This is a genomic window from Paenibacillus sp. FSL F4-0125, from assembly GCF_038008565.1.
GTDB lineage: Bacteria > Bacillota > Bacilli > Paenibacillales > Paenibacillaceae > Paenibacillus_AQ.
Map to the genome: position 1 here is coordinate 5082704 of NZ_JBBOZJ010000001.1, position 21972 is coordinate 5104675.

The window sequence follows — 21972 nt, forward strand, 5'->3', positions numbered from 1 at the left end:
TGAATTCAGTAACAAATATAAACGCCTTCGGCATCCTTATAAGGATGGTAAGCGTTTAATCAAAAAATATAAGAAATAAAGTATAACGTGAAACTTATCCCTTATTATATTTGAAGAAACGGCTTAGTCGCCCTTATAAGGACGTCACCCGTTTCTTCAAGAAATATAAATATGGCTCAGGCGAAAATCAACTATCAAATTTTGATCAAATTACATAATACAATGTTTGACAAAGGTTGAACAGAGTTCATTCCTTGCCTTAGCTGCCAAAAATTCTTAGTGACAGCTGTACAAATGTTCTCGACATTTCACTAGCCCAGATTGCTAGCGGATCAATCGTATAAGTCCGTAGCCCAGGAATAAACAGAATCAATAAAAAGAGGAATACAGCCCATTGTTCAAACTGCTGTAATTTGCCGCGGATCGAACGTGGGGCGATATCTTCCACAATCCGATAGCCATCCAGTGGCGGCAGCGGAATAAGATTGAACAGAAACAGAAAGAAGTTCCACTGAATGAAGGTGCCAAAGAATAAGTATACAGCCTCAAGCATGCGATCATTCGAGATATTATCTAGAACTCCAGTTGCCGCAAGTGCACCGTATATTATAGCACCAATAATTCCTAAGAGCAGGTTACTGATTGGTCCCGCAGCCGACACGATGACTCCCATGAGACGAGGACGACTAAAGTTATCGCGGTTTACCGGAACCGGACGTGCCCAACCGAAGCCGGCAACTAGCAGGAGCAAAATACCAAAGAAATCGAAATGAACAGCAGGATTAAGCGTCATACGGCCAAGTAATCTTGCTGTTGGGTCACCAAACTTATTTGCGAAATAAGCATGACTGAATTCATGTACTGTAAAAGCAATTAAAATCGTAATCAGCAGGAAAGGAAGCTGATCTAAATCTACTCGAATTATATTTTGTAATATATCCATCTTTACCTCTTTCCGGCTGTAAACGCCACCCAATCTTCCTCACGGGATATTTCAATAATCTCAAAACCAGACGCTTTCAGCGCGTTCGCCACAAGCCCTTCTTTATCCTTGTAAATACCAGAGGTAATGTACAGACCCCCAGGTTGAAGCGCGCGGTATACATCATCCGTAAACAATACGATGATTTCCGCCAAAATATTCGCAACTACAATTTGTACAGGCAATGTCACGCCAAGGCTACCTTCTTGCTCTTGCTTAGCAGGAACGGTTCCTTCTAGTGAGTGACCAGGTCTAGCGGATGGCCACATCTCTCCAGCCGCTGTATCAGCTACGCCTTCCCCGCCCAGCAGCGATAGAAGATCGCTCTCTTTTACCGTTATGGATGATTCAAGCTTGTTAAGGGCTACATTCTCCCGTGCACTTTCCACAGCCACCGGATCTAAATCTAAGGCCAATACGGATTTTGCACCTAGCAGCATCGCACCTACAGCCAGAATTCCTGAACCGGTGCCGACATCGATAACTTCTTCACCGCCGCTAATATTCTTCTCCAGTGCACGGAGGCACAGAGCTGTTGTAGGGTGAGTCCCAGTTCCAAATGCCATGCCAGGGTCGATCTCAATGATGGCTTCATCTGGGTTCTCAGGCGTATACTCCTCCCAGGTTGGTTTAATCGTGAGACGCTCCGATACCCGCAGCGGTTTGAAATATTGCTTCCAAGCATGCGCCCATTCGTCTTCATCCACAGTCTTCCAAGAAATCAACGCTTTGCCTGGATCAATCCCGTACTCATGCAATTCGGCTACCCGTGGAGTCAATTCTTCTATAACAGCATCCATATCTGTGGAATCGGCATAATACCCTTTTATGACCGCTTCCCCTTCAGGAATATCATTCAAAGGTTGGTCGTACAATTCACCATAACGTGTATCCCGTTCTTTATTCAGTGTGCCGGATTCCTCAATAGAGACCCCACCCGCACCAGCTTCATATAAAAAATTCGAAATCATTTCCTGTGCTTCTTCTGTTGTATGTATCGTCACTTCATGCCATAACATCTTTATGTAATCCTCCTAAAAGTTTTGTGAGCATTTGCTTTATTGATTTACTTCGTGCAAAACTGACTTCGAAAGCATAGGCTTAGTTTTGTGAGCATTTGCTTCATTGATTTACTTCGTGCAAAACTGACTTCGAAAGCATAGGCTTTGTTTTGTGAGCATTTGCTTCATTGATTCACTTCGTGCAAAACTGACCTCGAAAGCATTCGCTTCATAGTATAACATTTCTTATTGGTGTAACGCCAAACTACAGCTCAACGACCTGCGACATCCTCTTTACGCCTGCAAAAGCAGTTGAGCGAATGATCATCCACCATCCCTGATGCTTGCATAAAAGCATAGCATATTGTAGTACCCACAAACTTCATGCCTTTCTTCTTTAATGCCTTACTCATCTCATCAGACTGAACCGTCGAAGCAGGTACATCTGCACGAGTCTTCCAATGATTAATAGTTGGCACACCTCCGACAAAGCTCCAGAGATACTCTGCAAAGCTGCCATATTCCTCGCAAATTTGCAAATACACACCCGCATTACGGATGATAGCATCAATTTTCAATCGATTTCTAATAATCCCTGGATCACTCATTAGCTCTGCAATTTTGGCTTCATCATAATGAACAATCTTATTCGGATCAAATCCGTCAAATACTTCTCTGAAACGCGCCCGTTTTTTTAGTACAGTATACCAGCTCAGCCCTGCCTGCATCCCTTCCAGCATAAGCAATTCAAACAGCATTTGGTCACCATACAGAGGCTTTCCCCACTCTTCATCATGATAGGCAATATATAGAGGATCATCATTGACCCAAGCACAGCGAGTGACTTCCATCATTTTCCCCCTTTAATTATTCATAGCTAAACCTTTATAACGTCTACTCACTGTATACGAAAAAAAGGGAAGAACACAAGGTTCATCCCCTAAAAAAGTTATTCTATTTCTATACGCTTACGTATTGCCTACCTCTTAAGGCTGGATCTGCACTCTCGATTCTTTATCCGGATCATCAGTTGTATAGTAGAACATATATATAGTAGCTTCTGTACCTTTGAAATCCTTATACACATCAATGGCCTTATTATTTCCATCCCCCGCGAAATTGACGGTTATCGGTTTACCTAGAATGCGCTCTTTACCCAGCCCGATATGTGTCTGGTTAATTCCACCGAAGCGTGCATCTTCACTCCCAGTTTCTACGTAAAGATCGGATCCCTGCATATAGTATGTCCACTTCACCGGATACCCGCTGAGTTGCTGGATAATCGTCTGTTTCTTTTGAGAGATATTCGTTAAAAGCAGCGGTATTTTGTCAGCATTACTATTGGTAATTTTATAGCTGCCATGCTGAGTCACCTTATATTTAGCTACAAAGGTAATCGGAGTCTCTTGCGTAATTTCAAGGTCAACTGGCCGTTCGAAACGAAGCACTGTCAGCTCCGGCTCACCTTCTGGAGATCTCCATAAATTCCCCTCAAGCATCTTGCCTGCTACTTCAAGAGCATACTTTTTATAAGGGAAGCTATTGTCTATATCTTTACTTCTAACAGTGACTCGAATTTGAGTAGGCGACACAATCATATTCTCAAGTGTATAATCAGTTTCACCTACCTCAAGCGGCAGATTAAGACTCGTTTTTATCGTCCCGCTTTCCATCTGCTTTTTGCTTAATTGAAGATCGAATGAAAGTGGTCCATTAACATCCTTTTCTTTCTTCATATATTGCAGCTTATAAGTCATTTGACCGCTGGAAACATCCCCCGCTTTAAAGTATTGCTGCGCTGTATACTCCCCTTTTTCTCCTGGTGTACCGAAAGTACCTCCAGGCAGTGAGTTTATGAGCGTTCCGTTTTTGTACCCGACAATATTTGGATAAGCCCAGCCTTTGGCTTCCGGCTGATCAAAAATGATCGCTGAAGAGAATAACATTTTCTCTTGACCTTGGGTAAACGGCTTCACCTCTATGCTGCGCATCCCCTCCTGTCCAATAGGGAAGCTCTGTGTCTCCGTCGAGTGAATATCCAGCGGCAAATCTAACGATTGTTCACTAAAAGCCTGCATATCATTTGTAACTAGCTGAACATTCACGGTGTCCTTCTCTGGTGTCCATTCACTTTCGAAATAACCGTTATAAATTTGGTTTTTCTCGTCCCAGTTCAGATAGTTGTACGCTTCAGAGCTGTTCGCCTCCTCAGTTCCTTTTAGCGTCATCTCATTCACACGCCAAATTTCATTGTCCTGTCGTTGTCCAACATCCAATGTGAATAAGATGACCGTCCGATTCTCATCCACGATGGCTGTATGTAGCTTTAATGTTACTCCACCCTTCGTTATCGATTGATCCAGCTTTTGGCCGAGATTTTGTGCCAGAACGGCTTGAATTCCACCTCTTCCATGGAGCATTGTATCCCAATTATAATGAACTGCCGCATACACCGGCGCCGCCGCTAGAACTACTGAGAACGATGAGACAAGTGCTATTTTACTCCAGTTTCTCCCCCGTTTCTGGTTACTGCTACTCATCCTGGCGTGAAAAGAGGTTGTAGTGTTATGTTCAATTCTCTCCCACATGCTTTCAAAATCAGGATATGTTACACTTTGACCCTCATTTAACTGATGCTCCAGCATATTCTCCAACTTTTTCATAAGATTCGCCCTCTTTCCGTTCAATTTGAACCCCAGCCTCCAGTAAAATTCTCCGCAATACCTTTAACCCTTTATGCAGCCTTGATTTGGTCGTCCCGAGCGGGATGGATAGCAGGTCTGATACTTCAGCCAAGCTGAAATCATGCATATACCTAAGTGTAATCACCATCCGAAGTTTGACAGGGAGCTGACTCAAATATTTCGCCCATTCCATGGTCGTCTCCCGTTGTTCAATCAACCGATCTACAGCAATTTCAGGAGATTTTTTAAATAAATAAAGATTGTCTGAGACCTTTTGCTGTAAAGTTCGCTTCCGTTTCAAATGATTCAGGCAATGGTTGACCGTTATTTTCATAATCCAAGCCTTCATATGCTCTACGTTCTCACGATTCGTACGAAATACAGTAATGAACACATCCTGAGTCAAGTCCTCCGCATCAGCCGCGTCATGCACCATATAGTAGCAGGTCCGATATACATCCTTGTTGTAGGCTTCGAATAACTCTCGGTTAGTCTCCAAATCTTGCGCCCTCCTTTCTTTACTGTGATATCTATATGACAACCAGTCTTTGGAAAAGGTTCGTTTTTCTGAGCATAAACTATAGAGGCTGGTAATAACAGATGAAAGATAGCAATTATACTCGCAACACAAAAAGCCACTCCCCATAAATCTGAGAACTGGCTTTCCTTTATATTTTCCACTAACAGCCTACAAAAATTAAATAATATTCATAACCTCTCGTGCTTGTGTATCTAAATCCTGGGCTGAGGAAGAAATATTCTTAAAATCATCTAATGCTATTTGAATCTGCTGTTGACTATCTTCTATATTTTCTTGTACCTGGTTTGTTCCTTTGGAGATTTTATCGATTTCCAGCGTGATGGCATCCACACTATCTTTTACTTGAATGATCGAATCCTGCACCATGGAGGATAGCTTTCGAACTTCTTTAGCAACCACGTCAAAACCTCGCCCAAACTCCCCGGCATGTGCCGCTTCAATAGCTGCATTAAGCGCTAATAGTTGCGTTTGCGAAGCAATATTACGAATAGTTTGTACAATCCCCTGAATCGATACCGCTTGTGTCTCCAGATTAGCTAGGGTCTGTGTATTTTCGATTGATACTTCAGCAATTTTGTCGACGCTCTGCAATAGTTCCTGACTACGTTCAATACCTTTTTCGGCTCTTTGATTTAAGCTGTCAGACATCTCTTGCATCCGCTGTACCACGATACTCATGTTATTTTGTCGATCCGTGATATTAGTCGCAATCTTAGATACGCCAATGACTTGTTCATTATTTTCATCAAAGACAGGCATATAGGTAGCTTCCAGCCAAACCACATTTCCTTTTGCATCCATACGTTCAATTTTATCCTGAAAACTTTTTCCTGAAAAAAGATCCTGCCAGAACAATTCATAGCCTGGACTATTTACAAAGTGAGAAAAGCAAAACTGTTTATGATGCATCCCATACATCTCTTCTTTGTTATACCCCATCGAACTAGCAAAAACGTCATTTACATAAGCCACTCGTCGATCAAGATCGAACCTTATTATAGCTAAATTTCTTTCTAAAGATCGGACGACAAGCTCATCGGTCACTCCTTGAGAATATACCATTCCCATATAATAATTCCTCCTGGATATCTATAAGTTATTCGCGTCATCTTGAAGTATATTTCAACAATTATACGCTCTTATTCCGCAGAGAGAAATACATGATTGTTATTAAAATAAATTGAATTCGTGACTAAAAAAGACTCCAGGAAAGTGATCTCTTATATGTACATTTCTTTATTTCTTGGACCCGTAATCCCCCATCTTGATTCCCCACACTGAATCCTTTTGATGAGCTGCGGCTTCTTTTAAACTAGGGAGTCTTGCATCCAGTGGACTATGTCGTTCCAGATACATCACAAAGGCCTGACGAAGCCCAATCTCAGCATCCAGTTTATTAAGTTCGCTCGGGTGTTTCTCCATCTCGGCTAATTCTACTTCCCAACGGTATAAATCGCTTGCCTCAGATCGCTCCAAGCGAACTTTTTCAGTCAGCTCCCGCAGCTCACGGTAAGCTTGTTTAACTTTTGAAGAATAGAGTTGCTTCTGATTCATAATAGTTAAGCATGCGATAAGCAGCGCTAATCCGGTCCACAAAATAACGTTATCCATATTTCCCCTCCAGCTTGGGCTATTCTCCTAATTATACACACCAGAACGCAAAAATACCCCACAATGTGAGGTATCTTTCTTAACTTAGTTCCTATTCTTTTTTCATAATTTCATGCAGCTGACGTTTGTCCGCTTCTAGAGCTCGGGCCTGTGCTTCGATATCCTCCAGATCTGCCTCTGCTGCTGAGAATTCCACGTCTTCTGCCTTCGCCTCGTACAGCATTTTCATCTTCTCGGTCTTTGAGAATATTTGTGAGTTCTCTCTATCCATAGTATCGTTATTCTCCCTTCGTCTTATTAATGAAGTAATTATTCAAATCATCCCGCCCGCTTCTTCAATTATGCGTAATGCCTGATCATAGGACTCTGAATGCAAGATCACCGTAAGTAAAATATCTCTACCCGTCGGTCCTCCATCTCCGCCATGACTCATTCCGCTCGCGCTGGTATCAGCAGCAGCTAGTATCCCTGTGTGTGCACGCTCAGCAGTCAGGGAGTCCATTCTGGCAACATTACCTGTCACTGGGTTTACCCCTGAGCTAAAGCTCGTGCCTCCATATCTACTGAAGCGATCAATGGAGATTTCAATGGCCCGAAGTGCACGGAGCTTACGAGCAACGCCCTCCGCTTCCTCAGGACTTTTAAAATAAGCCAAAATAGATCTTTCCGACATCTTATCCCCGCTTTCGCTTGAAATTCAGATATCTGTTGCATTCCTTTATATTGTCTTCCTTTCGCTTGTTTTATGCCTTTTTTTTCTCATATTCCACTAATCTACTAGGAATTCGACATTTTCTTCAATTCTTCCCTGCAATATAGTACTAAAGTTGTATATTCGATTTGAAGTTATAGCTGTAGAATAAATTTAATTTTCATAATTTTTTACATTTTACGTTGAGGAGGAGAATTACAGATACACACTGCAATATAAAAATTCATTTTGGGAGGATGAACTTATTTGAAACGTACCTTTAAACACTCTATTCAAAGATTTGGTATTGGGGCGGCGAGCTTCGGACTGGCTGTTTCTGTCCTTTTTCCATCCGCTGCATTTGCGAACTCATCCCTTGAATCATCAACTAACCTAGTTAATAATGTACAGTCTCAAAGTGTGACCCCTCATAACTACGCGGGTGTGCTCAAAGGTTCAGCACCAGTATCCGTAATTGTGGAATTAACTAATAAACCAGTCAGTGTGTATGAGAATGAGGCTAAAACTTCTTCTTTACGATCCTCAGTCTCCTTACAGCGCAGTAAAATTATCTCCGAACATAAAAGCTTTATTTCCTCAGCGCAGAAAATAGATGCCGACATCGGTTTTGAATACAGTGAGATTTTTAACGGATATTCCATTACTCTGCCAGCCAATCAAGTAAACAAGCTATTAGAGCTTCCGGGCGTTGCAGCTGTTTATCCAAATGATGAAGTCCATGCGTTAGCAGACAGTGTTGAGGTAGCGAATTTGCCTGTTACACGTTCTTATTCGGACAGCGGCAATCTTATAGGTGCGGATAAACTACATGCATTAGGTTATACAGGAGAAGGGGTACAGGTAGCGGTTGTCGATACTGGCATCGATAAAAATCACCCTTTATTAAAAGATAATTATAAGGGAGGGTACGATGCCTATGATCAGGATAATGATCCATCAGAAACACCTCCTGATGCTAACTTCCCTCCAAAAAATGGTAGTCCCTATGAAACCTCGCATGGCACTCATGTAGCCGGTACAATATTGGATGTTGCACCTGAGGTGGATTTGTACGCGTATCGCGTACTTGGCCCTTACGGTTCCGGTCCAACAGCGGTTGTAATCGCGGGTATTGAGAAAGCGGTCGCTGATGGAGCCGATATCATTAACCTCTCCCTGGGCTCTGATGTCAACCAAAGCTATTCCGCAAGTTCAATCGCGATAGACAACGCCATAAAATCGGGCGTAAATGTTGTTGTTGCCGCCGGTAACGCTGGACCGGATGTAGCAACATTGGGCGAACCTGCTGGATCTCAACTTGCACTTAGTGTAGGTGCTTCTACTACCCCAGTGAATACCCCATTCTTTGATATTGGCGATGTTAAAAAAATTCCAGGGACATTAGCCACTTATTCCCCAGATTTAGTTGATAATATTGCTGGTAGTAAGATCGTTTACGCTGGTCTTGGTGCTACTTCCGATTACACAAATTTAGATGTTAAAGATAAGGTAGTCCTTGTCGATCGAGGTGTGCTGAGTTTCGGAGATAAATCTCTAAATGCCAAAGCAGCTGGAGCCAAGCTTGTCCTAATTGCTAATAATGCTGCAGGTGAAATCAGTCCCACCCTCGGTGCGCCCGGGAATTACATTCCTACCTACGGAATTACTCAAGCAGATGGCATAAAGATAAAAACTCAGATGAATGCTGCTAAAGATATAATCAGTTACTATATAGCGCTTGAAGTAAATCAGTTAGCTAATTTTAGCTCTATGGGTCCTGGGATGCCGGACTATCTAATCAAACCTGATGTTGTTGCGCCAGGGGTCAATATCAACTCGACGATTCCTAGCTGGACTGGGGATTACGAACATGCTTATGGCTTAAAAAGCGGAACAAGTATGGCAACCCCACATGTTGTAGGAGCTGTCGCTTTGCTACTGAGTGAAAACTCTAACCTTAAGCCAAATGAAATTAAAGCACTGCTGATGAACAATGCGGATCCTATCTTCAAGCGTAATGGAGATGCTTACTCTTTGTATCAACAAGGTGCCGGATTAATTAATTTGGAGAAATCAGCAAAAGCTGAATCTATTGCTAAAGTCGGGGAGAGCTTAATTAGTGGTCTTCCAGGTACTGTAGAAATCCCTTATTACACAGGTTCCTTGTCCTTTGGCCTGCTCCCAAAAGGGGCTAGCGTAACGAAATCAGTTTACGTAGAGGACTTTAAAGGGATTGGATCAACCTACACGCTATCCACTGAATGGCTTACAGAAGCGCCTGGTGACATTAGTATTAATATTGCACCAAAAAGTATTACCTCAGGTGTAGATCATTATGCACAATTTACACTGAAGGTATCTGACACTGCAAAAGAGGGAGCATATGAAGGTATCCTGTTCCTAACCTCTGATACAGAAACTCTTCGCCTTCCCTTTAATGCACTTGTTGGCGATAAATTCAATTTAGAGCCTGTTAATCAACTTTCTTTTGAAGATCCACAGATTTCTCCTAATGGGGATGGACGCTCAGACGATACCACCTTTACCTTCTCTGTCAATGAAGAGCTGGATGGCATAAGTTTTGTAGCCTCTTCAATAGATGCTCCTTCGACAGTTTTAGGTGCAGTTTATTCTATCGATGAAAAGGTCTATCGTGGCGTGTATGAAATTACAAATTGGGATGGAACGTTAACAGACCTGGAGACCTCCGCCAAGTCCACTTTACCAGATGGTCACTACTACATCACTCCTGTGCTTCCCAATGGACAACTGCTCGAGACACAAAAGATCAAGTTCACAATTGATACCGAGAAGCCATTAGTTTCCGGCATCACACTTGAGGAGTACGAACGTGAGGCGCCAACCGATCCTGGTGCGGCAGAAATTAGTGGTTTCATTGATGATGACCTAATGGCCTATTATATCTCTAATACACAACCTATTGGAAACTGGTTTACCGTGTACGCCGAAGGTAAACATTATGATGGAAATACTTATAAATTCGGTGGAGTAATTGCAGGTAATGGTGCTTTTTCCATTGACGTTCCGGTTAACGAAGGGCTTAATGAGTACAAAATCTATGTGGTTGATAAAGTAGGTAATGGCGCAGACGACGATGATTATGCTCAGCGACTTCTTTATAGCACAGGGGATGGTATTTTCAATGTAACTCCGTCTCTATCTGCAGCCACCATTGATTTGGGACAGCCGGTAACCGTTGATCTAGGGTATTCCGTGACTGATGAGGTTTATGGCATCTATGGGGCTTCATTCGCTGTCATCTACGATGGTTCTCTCGAAACACCAGCGATCCAGCCAAGCGTACAACTGGCTACCTATCAAGAGGAGAATTTTTCTGGTATTCCACTTACAGAATTCTCAGAAACCTATGATCTGGGAGACGGCCGCAAACTGACACAGTATAGCGTCAATCTGTCAGGTGGTGCTTATCACGGCTCCGGCTCACTAGGCAAAATAACCTTCAAACCATCTAAAGCGGGAAAATACGACTTGGAGCTGTACGATGTACAGGTCTGGAATGATGCTACAACATCAACAATCCCATCTGGTTTGAGAACGGTAAGCGTAACTGTTAATACACCTGAAACACCGAAGCCAACACCATCACCAACAGAGTCACCAACAGCAACTCCGACACCGACACCTACACCTGAATCGAATGTACCTACGGCAACCAGTGCTCCCGCTTCTGGAATCGCATTGAAATCTGGGAAGCTAGTAGAGACTGCAGATCCAGCAGGTGGCAAGGCTTCAGCGGTGTTCAACATCTTAGACACTGCATTAGCAAATTCGATCCAGAATGCAAAAGATAAAACTTCTGTACTTGATCTTAGCGATGTAAGCTTCAATAAATATAGCCAAGTTGTTGTTACTCTTACCCCGGCCCAAGCCGAGCAGTTAAAGAAATCGGAGAATGCACTCCGCCTAAATGGTAGTGGGTTCAATGTACTCATTCCAGCGGCGACACTTCCGGATTTCATCAACAGCAACGGCTTAACCCTTACGATTAGTCTGACCGATGCGGGCAACACAGCAGTTTTAGCAGGTAGCTCAGCAGCATTAAATATCGGTTCTTCCATTCTCACCATCAAAAATGGTTGGACAACCGGAAAGCCGATCATGCTTCAGCTTAATCTAAAAGCCGCTAGTCTTCATGATGCTCGAAAGACTGCCGCTTATGTAGAATCAAAAGATCGTAAATGGTCCTACCTGCAACCTGGTTTTATCACTAAAGATGGTATTCTTCAGTTTAGCGTTACTGGTGATGGTTCTTACAGCGCAGCATCCAGAAATATAAGCTTTAAGGATATTGGCACACACTGGGCTCAAACCGATATCGAGGTCCTTGCTGCTCATGGTATCATTGCTGGCAAAGGAGCCGACGGCAGCTTTAAGCCTTCCGACACCTTAAATCAGGCAGAGCTTCTAACGCTCTTCGACCGTCTACTTGGAAAAGGTGACACTTGGAGTACTCGCATCAAAGAAAGTGGATCTCGTGATGTGCTAACTCGCGAGGAAGCAGCTCTTATCATCGCTAAGGCCCTTGGTGCTGATCTTACAGTAGCCAAGATACCTTTAAGCTTTAAGGATGCCGACAGCATCGCTGCGGAAGCACGTAACGCTGTAGCCTATGCTGTAAGCAAAGGTTATCTAAAAGGTGTTACTGCGGACAACTTCAACCCACAAGGTACTCTGACTCGTGCACAAGCAGCAACGATTCTAAGCCGAGTGCTTGAGGATCTGCGTTCTTCGAACAACATCTAGTTGCACTTTAAAAGAAAGCCCCCGCAGCCAATGGCTGCTGGGGCTTTTTCGTCTTTAGGTCACATTTGTGTTTCCGAGGCAGCCAGCAAATGACCCTAAACGCAGTCGTGATCTCACGGTTATGGGTTATGTTCTGCATTAGCAAGCAGCCATGACCAAAAAAGCAGAGCAACGATCCCCAAATAACGGGAGGATCGCTGCTCTGCTATATTATTTATTCAATTAATGAAGTTAGAAATATCAGTCCCCGCGGAACGCACGCTTCACACGATCAAAGAAGGATTGCTCATGCTCATGTGTGTTTTCTCCATTAAGAGAGGCGAACTGTCGCAACAAATCTTTTTGCTCATCATTCAGCTTGCTAGGTGTCACAACAATGACTCTAACATGCTGGTCACCTTGGCCAGATCCACGTAGACGTGGAACACCCTTGCCTTTAAGGCGGAAGAAAGTACCCGTCTGCGTTCCCGCAGGAATCTTCAGCTTCACTTTTTCCGTTAAGGTAGGGATCTCAATCTCATCGCCAAGTGCTGCCTGTGCAAACGTAAGTGGAACCTCGCACATAATATCGTCGTTCTCACGTACGAAGAAATCATGGGATTTGACACGGATGACAATATACAAGTCTCCAGCAGGACCACCGCGTAAGCCGCCCTCGCCTTCGCCAGTCATGCGAAGCTGTGCACCGTCATCAACTCCGGCAGGGATGCGCACATGGATCTTACGTTGCTTCTTAACTTTACCCTGTCCGCTACAAGTCGTACATTTTTCCTTAATAATCTTACCTGTACCACTGCAATGCGAACATGGACGACGATTACGCATCTGTCCAAGTGGCGTATTCTGTACGAATTCCTGTTGCCCACTACCATGACAAGTGGAACAAGTCTCTGGTTTAGTACCCGGTTTAGCCCCGGAGCCGTAGCAGGTATCGCAAGTTTCCGTACGTGGAATAGTAATATCGGTTTCCTTACCGAATACCGCTTCCTTGAATTCAATGGTCATCGTATACTGCAAATCCCCACCGCGCTGTGGTGCGTTAGGATCACGGCGTCCTCCGCCACCAAAGAACATATCAAAGATATCGCCTAGTCCTCCGAAGTCGCCACCGCCGCCTCCGAAGCCGCCCATACCTTGGTTAGGATCAATATGGCCATATTGGTCATATCTAGCTCGTTGTTGACCGTCGCTAAGAACATCGTAAGCTTCTTTTACTTCTTTAAACTTAGCTTCAGCATCATCTGCTTTATTCACGTCAGGGTGATATTGGCGTGCCAATTTCCGGTACGCTTTCTTCACCTCATCGTCTGAAGCATCTCTACTGAGGCCAAGCACTTCATAATAATCGCGTTTATCTGCCACTGCTTTCACCTCCGTACGTTACATACTCAAATTCCTAATTACCTGTCAAAGAAACCATTATACGATAAAACCCTAGGATCTGACCATCCAGTTCCAGCAGATGTTTATTCTTACAATATCAGAAGGCGCATTCGCGAAGAGTGTGCAAACTGATATTACAAAAGGAAAGTCAAAACACGGGATGACCCGGTTTTGACCTTCCCTTCTTAACTATATAAGAATTTATCAGTTACGTCCTATACACTTATCGTTTAAGGTTACCCTTGATTCTTATCTTCGTCAACAACCTCATAGTCAGCGTCAACTACATTGTCTTTCTTAGGAGCGCCTTCAGCGGCTCCAGCGCCACCTTCAGCACCTTGCTCTGCTTGAGCAGCTTGTTCGTACAGCTTCATGGACAACTGTTGTACAATCTCAGTCAATGCTTCTGTAGCAGCATTGATTTCTTCAAGATTGTCAGTTTCAAGTGCTGCTTTCACTTTATCTTTAGCTTCGTTTGCTTTTTCAACTTCGGAAGCATCAGCTTTATCACCAAGATCTTTGATCACTTTCTCAGTAGAATACACGAGTTGGTCAGCACTGTTCTTCGCTTCTACCAATTCTTTACGCTTACGGTCTTCCTCAGCGTGAAGCTCGGCATCCTTCATCATTTGTTCTACTTCTGCGTCGCTCAGACCGCTGGAAGAAGTGATAGTGATCTTTTGGCTCTTGTTTGTACCTTTATCTGTTGCAGATACATTCACGATACCGTTGGCATCAATATCAAAGGAAACTTCAATTTGTGGTACGCCGCGTGGTGCTGGTGGAATCTCGTTCAGCATGAAGCGTCCCAGTGTTTTGTTGCCGTTCGCCATTTGACGCTCACCTTGTAGCACGTGAATCTCTACGCTAGGTTGGTTGTCAGCAAAGGTCGAGAATACTTGAGATTTACTTGTAGGAATTGTAGTGTTACGCTCGATCATCTTCGTGAACACGCCACCTGCAGTTTCGATACCGAGGGAAAGCGGAGTTACGTCGAGCAATACAACGTCCTTAACATCACCAGTCAATACACCCGCTTGAACAGCAGCACCAAGAGCTACAACTTCATCCGGATTCACACCTTTGTGTGGATCTTTACCTGTAAGCTTCTTAATTGCATCTTGCACAGCAGGGATACGAGTAGAACCACCAACCAGAACGATTCTGGTAAGGTCTGCAGGTGTCATACCAGCATCAGACAAAGCTTGACGAGTTGGTCCCAAAGTACGTTCTACCAGACCAGCAGTAAGCTCATCAAACTTCGCACGAGTTAAGTTGATCTCTAAGTGTTGAGGTACTCCGTCTACTACAGTGATGAACGGAAGAGAAATAGTAGTTGTCAGTACGCCCGACAATTCTTTTTTCGCTTTTTCAGCTGCATCTTTCAAACGTTGTACAGCAGATTTATCTTTGCTCAGATCAATGCCTTGCTCTTTCTTAAATTCAGATACCAGGTAATCCATAACCACTTGGTCAAAGTCATCGCCACCAAGTTTGTTATCACCGCTTGTAGCTTTTACTTCAAAGAAGCCGTCGCCCAATTCCAGGATGGATACGTCAAACGTACCGCCACCAAGGTCATAAACAAGGATAGTTTGATCTTCGGATTTCTCCAGACCATATGCCAAAGCTGCAGCTGTTGGCTCATTCACAATACGCAAAACTTCCAAGCCTGCAATTTTACCTGCATCTTTAGTAGCTTGACGCTGGCTGTCATTAAAATAAGCAGGAACTGTGATAACTGCTTGAGTAACAGTTTGGCCAAGATATGCTTCTGCATCGGATTTCAGCTTTTGAAGAATCATTGCTGAAATTTCTTGTGGAGAGTAGTCTTTACCATCAATGCTTTCTTTGTGGTTCGTACCCATATGACGTTTTACCGAGCTGATCGTACGATCAGGGTTAGTAATCGCCTGGCGTTTAGCTGTTTCACCGACGATACGCTCGCCGTCTTTCTTAAAACCTACAACCGAAGGGGTTGTACGTGCGCCCTCTGGGTTTGGAATTACAACAGCTTCGCCGCCTTCCATTACGGCAACGCAAGAGTTCGTGGTTCCTAAGTCAATACCGATAACTTTACTCACAATAATTTGCCTCCTCTTAAGGTATATGGAGCATACGCTCATTTTAATTTTAAAAATACAAGCATAAATGCCTTCGGCGTCCTTATTTAGAACGATTAGCGTTTAAGCGAGAAATATAAGGATAATATATAGCGTGAAACTTATGCTTTCTTATATTTTCAAAAAAAATCCGATTGGTACCACTGGTGGACAGAAACTGCCCGTCCTATATTGACAGACTACATGCTGACTTTGACCATAGCAGGACGAAGAACTTTATCTTTCAGGAGATATCCTTTTTGGACTTCTTCTGTTACGATACCCTCTTCGTACTCCTCGCTCTCCACCTGCATGATAGCCTGATGGTATTCAGGATTAAAAGGCTGTCCTACTGTTTCCATAGCCGTAAGCCCCTCGGACTTCAATACCCCATCCAGCTGACGGAAAATCATATTAACACCCTTTACAAAAGCTTCGGACTCAGGGCCACTAGGAGTAGTGACTAAAGCACGCTCGAAATTGTCCAGTACTGATAGCAGTTCAGTCACGAGCTTGGAGGTGGCATATTGAGCCAACTCTTCTTTCTCCTTCTGAGTACGACGACGGAAGTTATCGAAATCAGCCTGCGCACGCAGCGCACGTCCTTGATATTCATCAGCGAGATCCTGCAGACGTTTTACCTCCGTACCTGTGTCTGAAGCACCTTCACTAACTTCCTCTGCCGTAAATGAGTCGGCTTTCGAAGCTGCATCAGCCTCAGGTTCCTCATTTATCAAATCATCTTTGAATTCATTAGCATCTTGAACTTGTTCCTTTTTCAAGTTGTCTTCACCTCCTTAAAATCATTCACGTAATCAATGTTGACTCTGTTCACTTATACCAGTGTGCCAGCATCGCTGTCAAATCTCGGGATAAAATGCCCAAGATCCCCATCACTCTTGCATATTCCATTCGTGTCGGTCCAAGGATGCCAATGCTTCCCAAGGCCTGCCCATCCAGTGAATAAGTGGCGGTGATCAGACTGCAGTTAGCGAACGCTTCATGATTGTTCTCCGTCCCTATTCGGACCTGAATACCTGTACCGCCTGTTGTAGGGGCCAGCATTTTGAGCAATGTAGGCGTCTCTTCCAGCAGATCAAGAATGCTCTTCACCTTGTCAACATCCTTGAACTCAGGCTGTGTAAGCATATTCGTGGCTCCACTGAGATAGATACGCTGCTCTTGATCACTTTCCAGCGCAATGTCCAGCACTTGCATTAATTCTTCATAATGTGAGATGTGACGCTGCATTTCCTCGCCAAGCTCGGAATACAGCCGAGTCTTCAGCTTATAGAGTGGTACATTGACCAGCTTACTATTCAGTAGGTTAACCACTTTCTCCATCTCGGAAACGGAAATCTCCGGTGGAATGTTCACCGTACGGTTCTCAACTTGCCCCGTACTTGTAACGATAATCGCTACAGCGGTTGTATCATCTAGCGGTAACAACTGAAAATGACGCAATGATGTATGAAAAACCTCCGGTCCCAGAAGGATGGAAGTGTAATTCGTCATATTGGAAAGAATCATCGCCGCATGTTGGATGACCTGCTCCATCGCATTCAGCTTCTCGGCAAAAAAAGCGCGGATCGTGCCCATCTCTGCCGTTTCGGCGGAATTCCACGGTACCAGATGATCCACATAGTATCGGTATCCTTTATGGGAAGGTATTCTCCCTGCCGATGTATGAGGCTGCTCGAGATAACCCAAATCCTCTAGGTCAGCCATTTCATTTCGAATGGTCGCAGGGCTGTACCCTACATCCCCCCGTTTAGAAATGCTGCGAGACCCTACTGGTTCTGCCGATGAAATATAATCATCTACAATTGCATTTAGTATCATTCTCTGGCGATCAGTTAACATGTTATCCCCTCCTACCCGGCTATTGGCTCCGATTCGTTAGCACTCGACTCAGATGAGTGCTAACCACTAATACAAAAATACCAAACTGACATTGACATTGTCAAGTCAGTTCAGCATCTTAAGTACTGCTATTTCATCGCAGGCATGCTGCTTTTTACAATTCACGCAATCTGTCCATACCTTTTCGGGGAAAATCTCTTTCTCGACAACTTCGAATCCGTTTCTAAGAAAGAAATCTACGGCGTAGGTTAGTGCCATGACCTTAGGGATTTTTTGGTTTCTGGCTTCCTCCACCAGCTTCGCCAAAATCATAGAACCTATTCCTTTTCCCTTCCCCTCGTCATTCAGGCCGATCGAGCGAATCTCTACGAGATCATTCCCGAGCTTGAAGAGCGAACCGCAGCCTACGAATCTACCCTCGATTTCCGCAATTACAAATTGATCGATCTGGCGAGTCAGCGCCTGCCTGGAACGGGGCAACATGATACCGCGCTGTGCGTATTCTTCTATCATCAGATACAACGGCTCAACATCTTCTACCACTGCATTTCTACAAATCACCTGTGCATCTCCTGCTGGAGACGAATGGCGGATCATTTCCGTCTTGGCAAGCACTTTAATTCACCCCTCTGTTGATAATATGAATAAATATACAACAGAGTGAATTACAATTCAAGGGGTATTTTAAAATTAAACTTCTGTCAGCGCGCCTACAAATTCTGCGAAAACATCGTTACCAAAAAGGATCCCTTGCTTGCTGAGCCGGTACGTCCCCTCTTCGTGTTCAAGCAGACCCGCATGCAGCATCTTATGCAGGGATTTCGCAAATACATCCTCTATCGAACGCCCAAATTGCGCCTGAAATGCCGCATTAGAGACACCTTCATGCATACGCAAGCCAACCATCATAAAGTCCTCCATCGCTTCTGCTTCAGTGATTGGGTATGCGTCTAATCGAGGCAACCCTTTACGTGTAGCTTCAACATAAGGATTTACACCCTTAACATTAATATGACGCTGACGACCCACATATCCATGTGCACCTGCCCCGAGACCATAATAATCTTCATTACGCCAGTAAGTGATATTGTGACGACTCTCCATACCTGGTTTTGCAAAGTTACTGATTTCGTATTGGTTGTAGCCCGCTTCCTTCATAGAAGACATCAACAAGAGGTACATTTGCAGTTCATCTTCTTCATTAGGTAGAGGAAGTTTGTTCTTATTAAATAGGGTGTGAAAAAGAGTGTTCTCCTCCACCTTCAAGCTGTAAATAGAATAGTGGGGTAGATCTAGCTCGAGCGCCTTGCGAATACTTTCAGCCAGCATCTCCACCGTTTGGTTCGGCAAACCAAACATAAGGTCAACCGACAGGTTGTTAAGTCCTACTGCACGAGCATTCTCCAAGCTGCGGTATACATCATCAACATTATGAATCCGGCCAATGCCCGTCAGGAGTTCGTTCTGAAACGCCTGAACACCAAAGCTCACCCGATTCACGCCGCCTTCTTTCATAACCGTCAACTTATCTTTATCCGTAGTTCCCGGATTTGCTTCCATAGAGAACTCGATATCTTTATCCCAATTCGGAAAATGTGTGCGAACAGATTTTAGAAAATAAGCCATCTCATCGGGTTTCAGTACAGTTGGAGTACCTCCGCCGACAAAGATCGTTTTGATGACACCCGGTGGGGTGTTCTTAACGGTCTGCTCCATTTCTCGATCCAAGGCTTCGAGATAATCCATAACCGGCTGATCCTTGAGAACGTAGGAATTAAAATCACAATAAAAGCACTTATTGGTACAAAAAGGTATATGAATGTACACGGCCTCAGGGGGACGGCCATTAGTATTCGTAGTCATTAGCTGTCTCCTTTATATAAAAATATCGTTTGACTAGTGTAATCTAAAAAACAAGAAAAGGGAAGCCTGACGGCTTCCCTTCGAGGGGCGATCATTTATAAATGATCGCCATTTTAAAATACAAAAAAGTATATATATATTTTGTATTTCTCGCAGAAACGGATTATACCGTCCCTATAAGGATGGCTAAGTCGCTTCTTATTAATATATCCGCATTTCCACGAGTTCTGCACGTTCTCCTCCGTTAGTTTCATGAATAACAATCCGAACAGTGTCCGTAAGGACAGGCTTCTCTAAACGATGTACGTTCTTCCGGCGATGATTGTCTTTGACGCGGAACATGACTTGCCACACGCCATCAATGAGCAACTCTACATCGTAAGCCTTTACTAGTTCAGGAATCACTAGAAATGGCGTTTCATGGTGATGTAGGTTAATAAGATCCTCATTAACATCATCGTTAAAAGTAAAATGAATTTCAGAGACTGAAGCAGCATCCGGGAGACGCGCCTCTACCCACTCCGTTCTACCAGCAGTCATCGGCTCAGAAACCCAGCTATGTGGCCCTGCAAAAGGTCGAACATACCCGTCAGTGACTTTGGATGCAGCATATGCGGATGTTTCTACCGCAAAGCAGAAATGCCTGCGTACAAGCTGTTTCATGCTCCACTCCATCACCGGCTGATCTGGCTGATGATCCTCCAGCGCTGAATCGACTACTGGTTTAACGCCTCGCTCAAATGTAATAACACCTGTGATTGAGGTTTCTGAGATATGCAATTGAATATGCTCATTAGCTCGAATAATAGCGAAGATATTACATTCGCCGATTGAACTCCACTGCTCCTCTTGTACCGGAACATCAATCCATTGCTGCTCCCCAGCTTGTACTAATACAACATCAACCTGTCTACACTCTGCTGGAACGTAATTTTCCGCACGCCCAGTCGTCCATAGCTCAACCGTCAACTCTGACTGAGTACTTGCTGACACAAGCAGCTTCAACCCAAGGATATTTCCTTCAACCGGAAACAATATTCCCACGTCATGAGAAAGCTCATAAGCTTCAGCTGGACGATCCAGTAATATGCCTTTCATCGTACTGGACGCATGAATCTCACTATTTCTCGCGAGGTCTAGCGGATCTTCGTTGCGCAATCCAATAATCGAAGCATCTTGCTTTAACATCACCTGTTGCAATTCATGCATATGCTGATTGCGAATTTCACGAGGGGTTACACCTTTGATGACGGATAATGCTGCACCTGCTCCAGCCGCTTCACCCATGATCGCACAGGTCGCCATGACGCGTGTTGTTCCAAAAGCCACATGAGATGCGCTGATATTCCGACCCGCGAAGAGTAGATTTCGCACATTTTTCGAATAGAGCGAACTAAATGGAATATGATAAATCCCATCCGCATGCAGATGTTTCGAGCCACTCTCTTCTGCGTACATCCCTTGCGGTGGATGCAGATCAATCGACCATCCTCCGAATCCAATCCGGTCTTCAAATTCACGCTGCGCAAGAATATCATTTTGCGTTAAGATCGTATCGCCAATAAACCGTCTGTATTCACGTTTACCCGGAATTGATCCAACCCACTCCAGCGTCATATTTTCGGCATCAAAATGACCTGAGTTTTTAATGTAATCCCAAATCCCATAAATAACAGAGGATAGCTCATCACGTATACGTTCATTCTCATCCACTGTATCAAGCTCACCACCCCACTCAATCCACCAGTAGTGACAGCCTGAATCTCCACTCCGAATGACCCGACGGATCGGAATCGACGTTGTTGTAATATCCTTCGCGAACGATGGAGCAACATAACGTACCGGTTTTCCTGTATCCTGTGTATAAAACAATAATGTACTGCCTAATGTAATGTTATCAGGCACTTCAGGTGCCCATTCCTCATTAAATTCATGGCGGGCTTCACGTCCTAAACGGAAGTCAGCTCCTGCTAGGAAGCCAACCAAACCATCGCCCGTGCAATCGATGAACGCCTCACTCTTGAACGTAATCAACCGCTCAGATCCCATCATCCAACCAATCACACTGCGAATCGTCCGATCCTCTGCCTCACCTTCCGCTTCCACTTCGCGTACATCGGTATTTAGGAACAGGCTGATATTCGACTCTGCCTTCACGGCTTCGAGTAAGGTTAGATCCCATAAGTATGGATTTCCCTCCGGGTTCCGGTATTGATTCTCGATGAATAACTCACCCATAATGCCTGTCTCACGTGCATATCGATTTACACCATGTCCTGTTGCACCACATACCCATACCCGAACCTCTGAACTCGAGTTACCACCAAGTACAGGACGGTTCTGCACTAGCGCTACCTTTAACCCTAGGCGCGCTGCAGCGATCGCCGCGTTCATTCCTGCAAGTCCACCACCGACCACTGTTACATCGGATTTAACCGTTTCTCTTCTCATGTTAGTACTCCTCCT

The 21972-nt window shown here is 44.2% G+C and carries 17 protein-coding genes; 1 reads left to right on the forward strand and 16 read right to left on the reverse strand.

Annotated elements, in window-relative coordinates:
* Nucleotides 1–259: 259 nt before the first annotated feature.
* The 9 genes from NST74_RS22640 to NST74_RS22680 form a co-directional block, all read right to left on the reverse strand.
* Nucleotides 260–943, reverse strand: a complete 684-nt coding sequence (locus NST74_RS22640; RefSeq protein WP_042130368.1) for a site-2 protease family protein — start codon at nt 941–943, stop codon at nt 260–262.
* 2 nt (nt 944–945) lie between these two features.
* On the reverse strand, nt 946–2001 hold the full coding sequence (gene prmA, locus NST74_RS22645; protein ID WP_339287717.1) for a 50S ribosomal protein L11 methyltransferase: 1056 nt from the start codon (nt 1999–2001) through the stop codon (nt 946–948).
* A 254-nt stretch (nt 2002–2255) separates the two neighbouring features.
* Complete coding sequence (locus NST74_RS22650; protein ID WP_341115958.1) at nt 2256–2834, reverse strand: DNA-3-methyladenine glycosylase I; 579 nt, start codon at nt 2832–2834, stop codon at nt 2256–2258.
* 135 nt (nt 2835–2969) lie between these two features.
* Entirely contained in the window at nt 2970–4646 is a 1677-nt protein-coding gene (locus NST74_RS22655) for a DUF4179 domain-containing protein (RefSeq protein ID WP_341114530.1), read from the reverse strand.
* Complete coding sequence (locus NST74_RS22660) at nt 4606–5166, reverse strand: RNA polymerase sigma factor (RefSeq protein WP_076117343.1); 561 nt, start codon at nt 5164–5166, stop codon at nt 4606–4608. The genes NST74_RS22655 and NST74_RS22660 overlap by 41 nt, the downstream gene beginning before the upstream one ends.
* Before the next feature lie 198 nt (nt 5167–5364).
* Nucleotides 5365–6276 carry a methyl-accepting chemotaxis protein gene (locus tag NST74_RS22665; RefSeq protein WP_341114531.1) on the reverse strand — a complete coding sequence of 304 codons (912 nt, stop codon included), beginning with the start codon at nt 6274–6276 and terminating at the stop codon, nt 5365–5367.
* A 168-nt stretch (nt 6277–6444) separates the two neighbouring features.
* A complete protein-coding gene (locus tag NST74_RS22670) occupies nt 6445–6819 on the reverse strand; it encodes a hypothetical protein (protein WP_341114533.1) in 375 nt (124 codons plus the stop codon).
* Nucleotides 6820–6910: 91 nt separating this feature from the next.
* Nucleotides 6911–7090, reverse strand: a complete 180-nt coding sequence (locus NST74_RS22675; protein WP_042130382.1) for a YfhD family protein — start codon at nt 7088–7090, stop codon at nt 6911–6913.
* A 42-nt stretch (nt 7091–7132) separates the two neighbouring features.
* On the reverse strand, nt 7133–7492 hold the full coding sequence (locus NST74_RS22680) for a hypothetical protein (protein ID WP_341114534.1): 360 nt from the start codon (nt 7490–7492) through the stop codon (nt 7133–7135).
* Nucleotides 7493–7777: 285 nt separating this feature from the next.
* Between NST74_RS22680 and NST74_RS22685 the strand changes: the two genes are divergently transcribed.
* Nucleotides 7778–12295, forward strand: a complete 4518-nt coding sequence (locus NST74_RS22685) for a S8 family serine peptidase (RefSeq protein ID WP_341114535.1) — start codon at nt 7778–7780, stop codon at nt 12293–12295.
* 240 nt (nt 12296–12535) lie between these two features.
* Here the strand turns inward: NST74_RS22685 and dnaJ are convergent, their stop codons facing one another.
* The 7 genes from dnaJ to NST74_RS22720 form a co-directional block, all read right to left on the reverse strand.
* Complete coding sequence (gene dnaJ / locus NST74_RS22690; protein WP_042130386.1) at nt 12536–13657, reverse strand: molecular chaperone DnaJ; 1122 nt, start codon at nt 13655–13657, stop codon at nt 12536–12538.
* Between the two features lie 257 nt (nt 13658–13914).
* The gene (dnaK, locus tag NST74_RS22695; RefSeq protein WP_042130388.1) at nt 13915–15762 is read right to left on the reverse strand and encodes a molecular chaperone DnaK; all 1848 of its coding nucleotides are present in this window, start codon (nt 15760–15762) and stop codon (nt 13915–13917) included.
* A gap of 218 nt (nt 15763–15980) precedes the next feature.
* A complete protein-coding gene (grpE, locus tag NST74_RS22700; RefSeq protein ID WP_042130389.1) occupies nt 15981–16562 on the reverse strand; it encodes a nucleotide exchange factor GrpE in 582 nt (193 codons plus the stop codon).
* Nucleotides 16563–16611: 49 nt separating this feature from the next.
* A complete protein-coding gene (hrcA, locus tag NST74_RS22705; RefSeq protein WP_042130390.1) occupies nt 16612–17643 on the reverse strand; it encodes a heat-inducible transcriptional repressor HrcA in 1032 nt (343 codons plus the stop codon).
* 105 nt (nt 17644–17748) lie between these two features.
* Nucleotides 17749–18240: an N-acetyltransferase gene (locus tag NST74_RS22710; protein ID WP_042132402.1), complete on the reverse strand. Its 492-nt coding sequence runs from the start codon at nt 18238–18240 to the stop codon at nt 17749–17751.
* 93 nt (nt 18241–18333) lie between these two features.
* Entirely contained in the window at nt 18334–19506 is a 1173-nt protein-coding gene (gene hemW, locus NST74_RS22715) for a radical SAM family heme chaperone HemW (protein ID WP_341114537.1), read from the reverse strand.
* 201 nt (nt 19507–19707) lie between these two features.
* Nucleotides 19708–21957: an FAD-dependent oxidoreductase gene (locus NST74_RS22720; RefSeq protein ID WP_341114539.1), complete on the reverse strand. Its 2250-nt coding sequence runs from the start codon at nt 21955–21957 to the stop codon at nt 19708–19710.
* Nucleotides 21958–21972 lie beyond the last annotated feature (15 nt).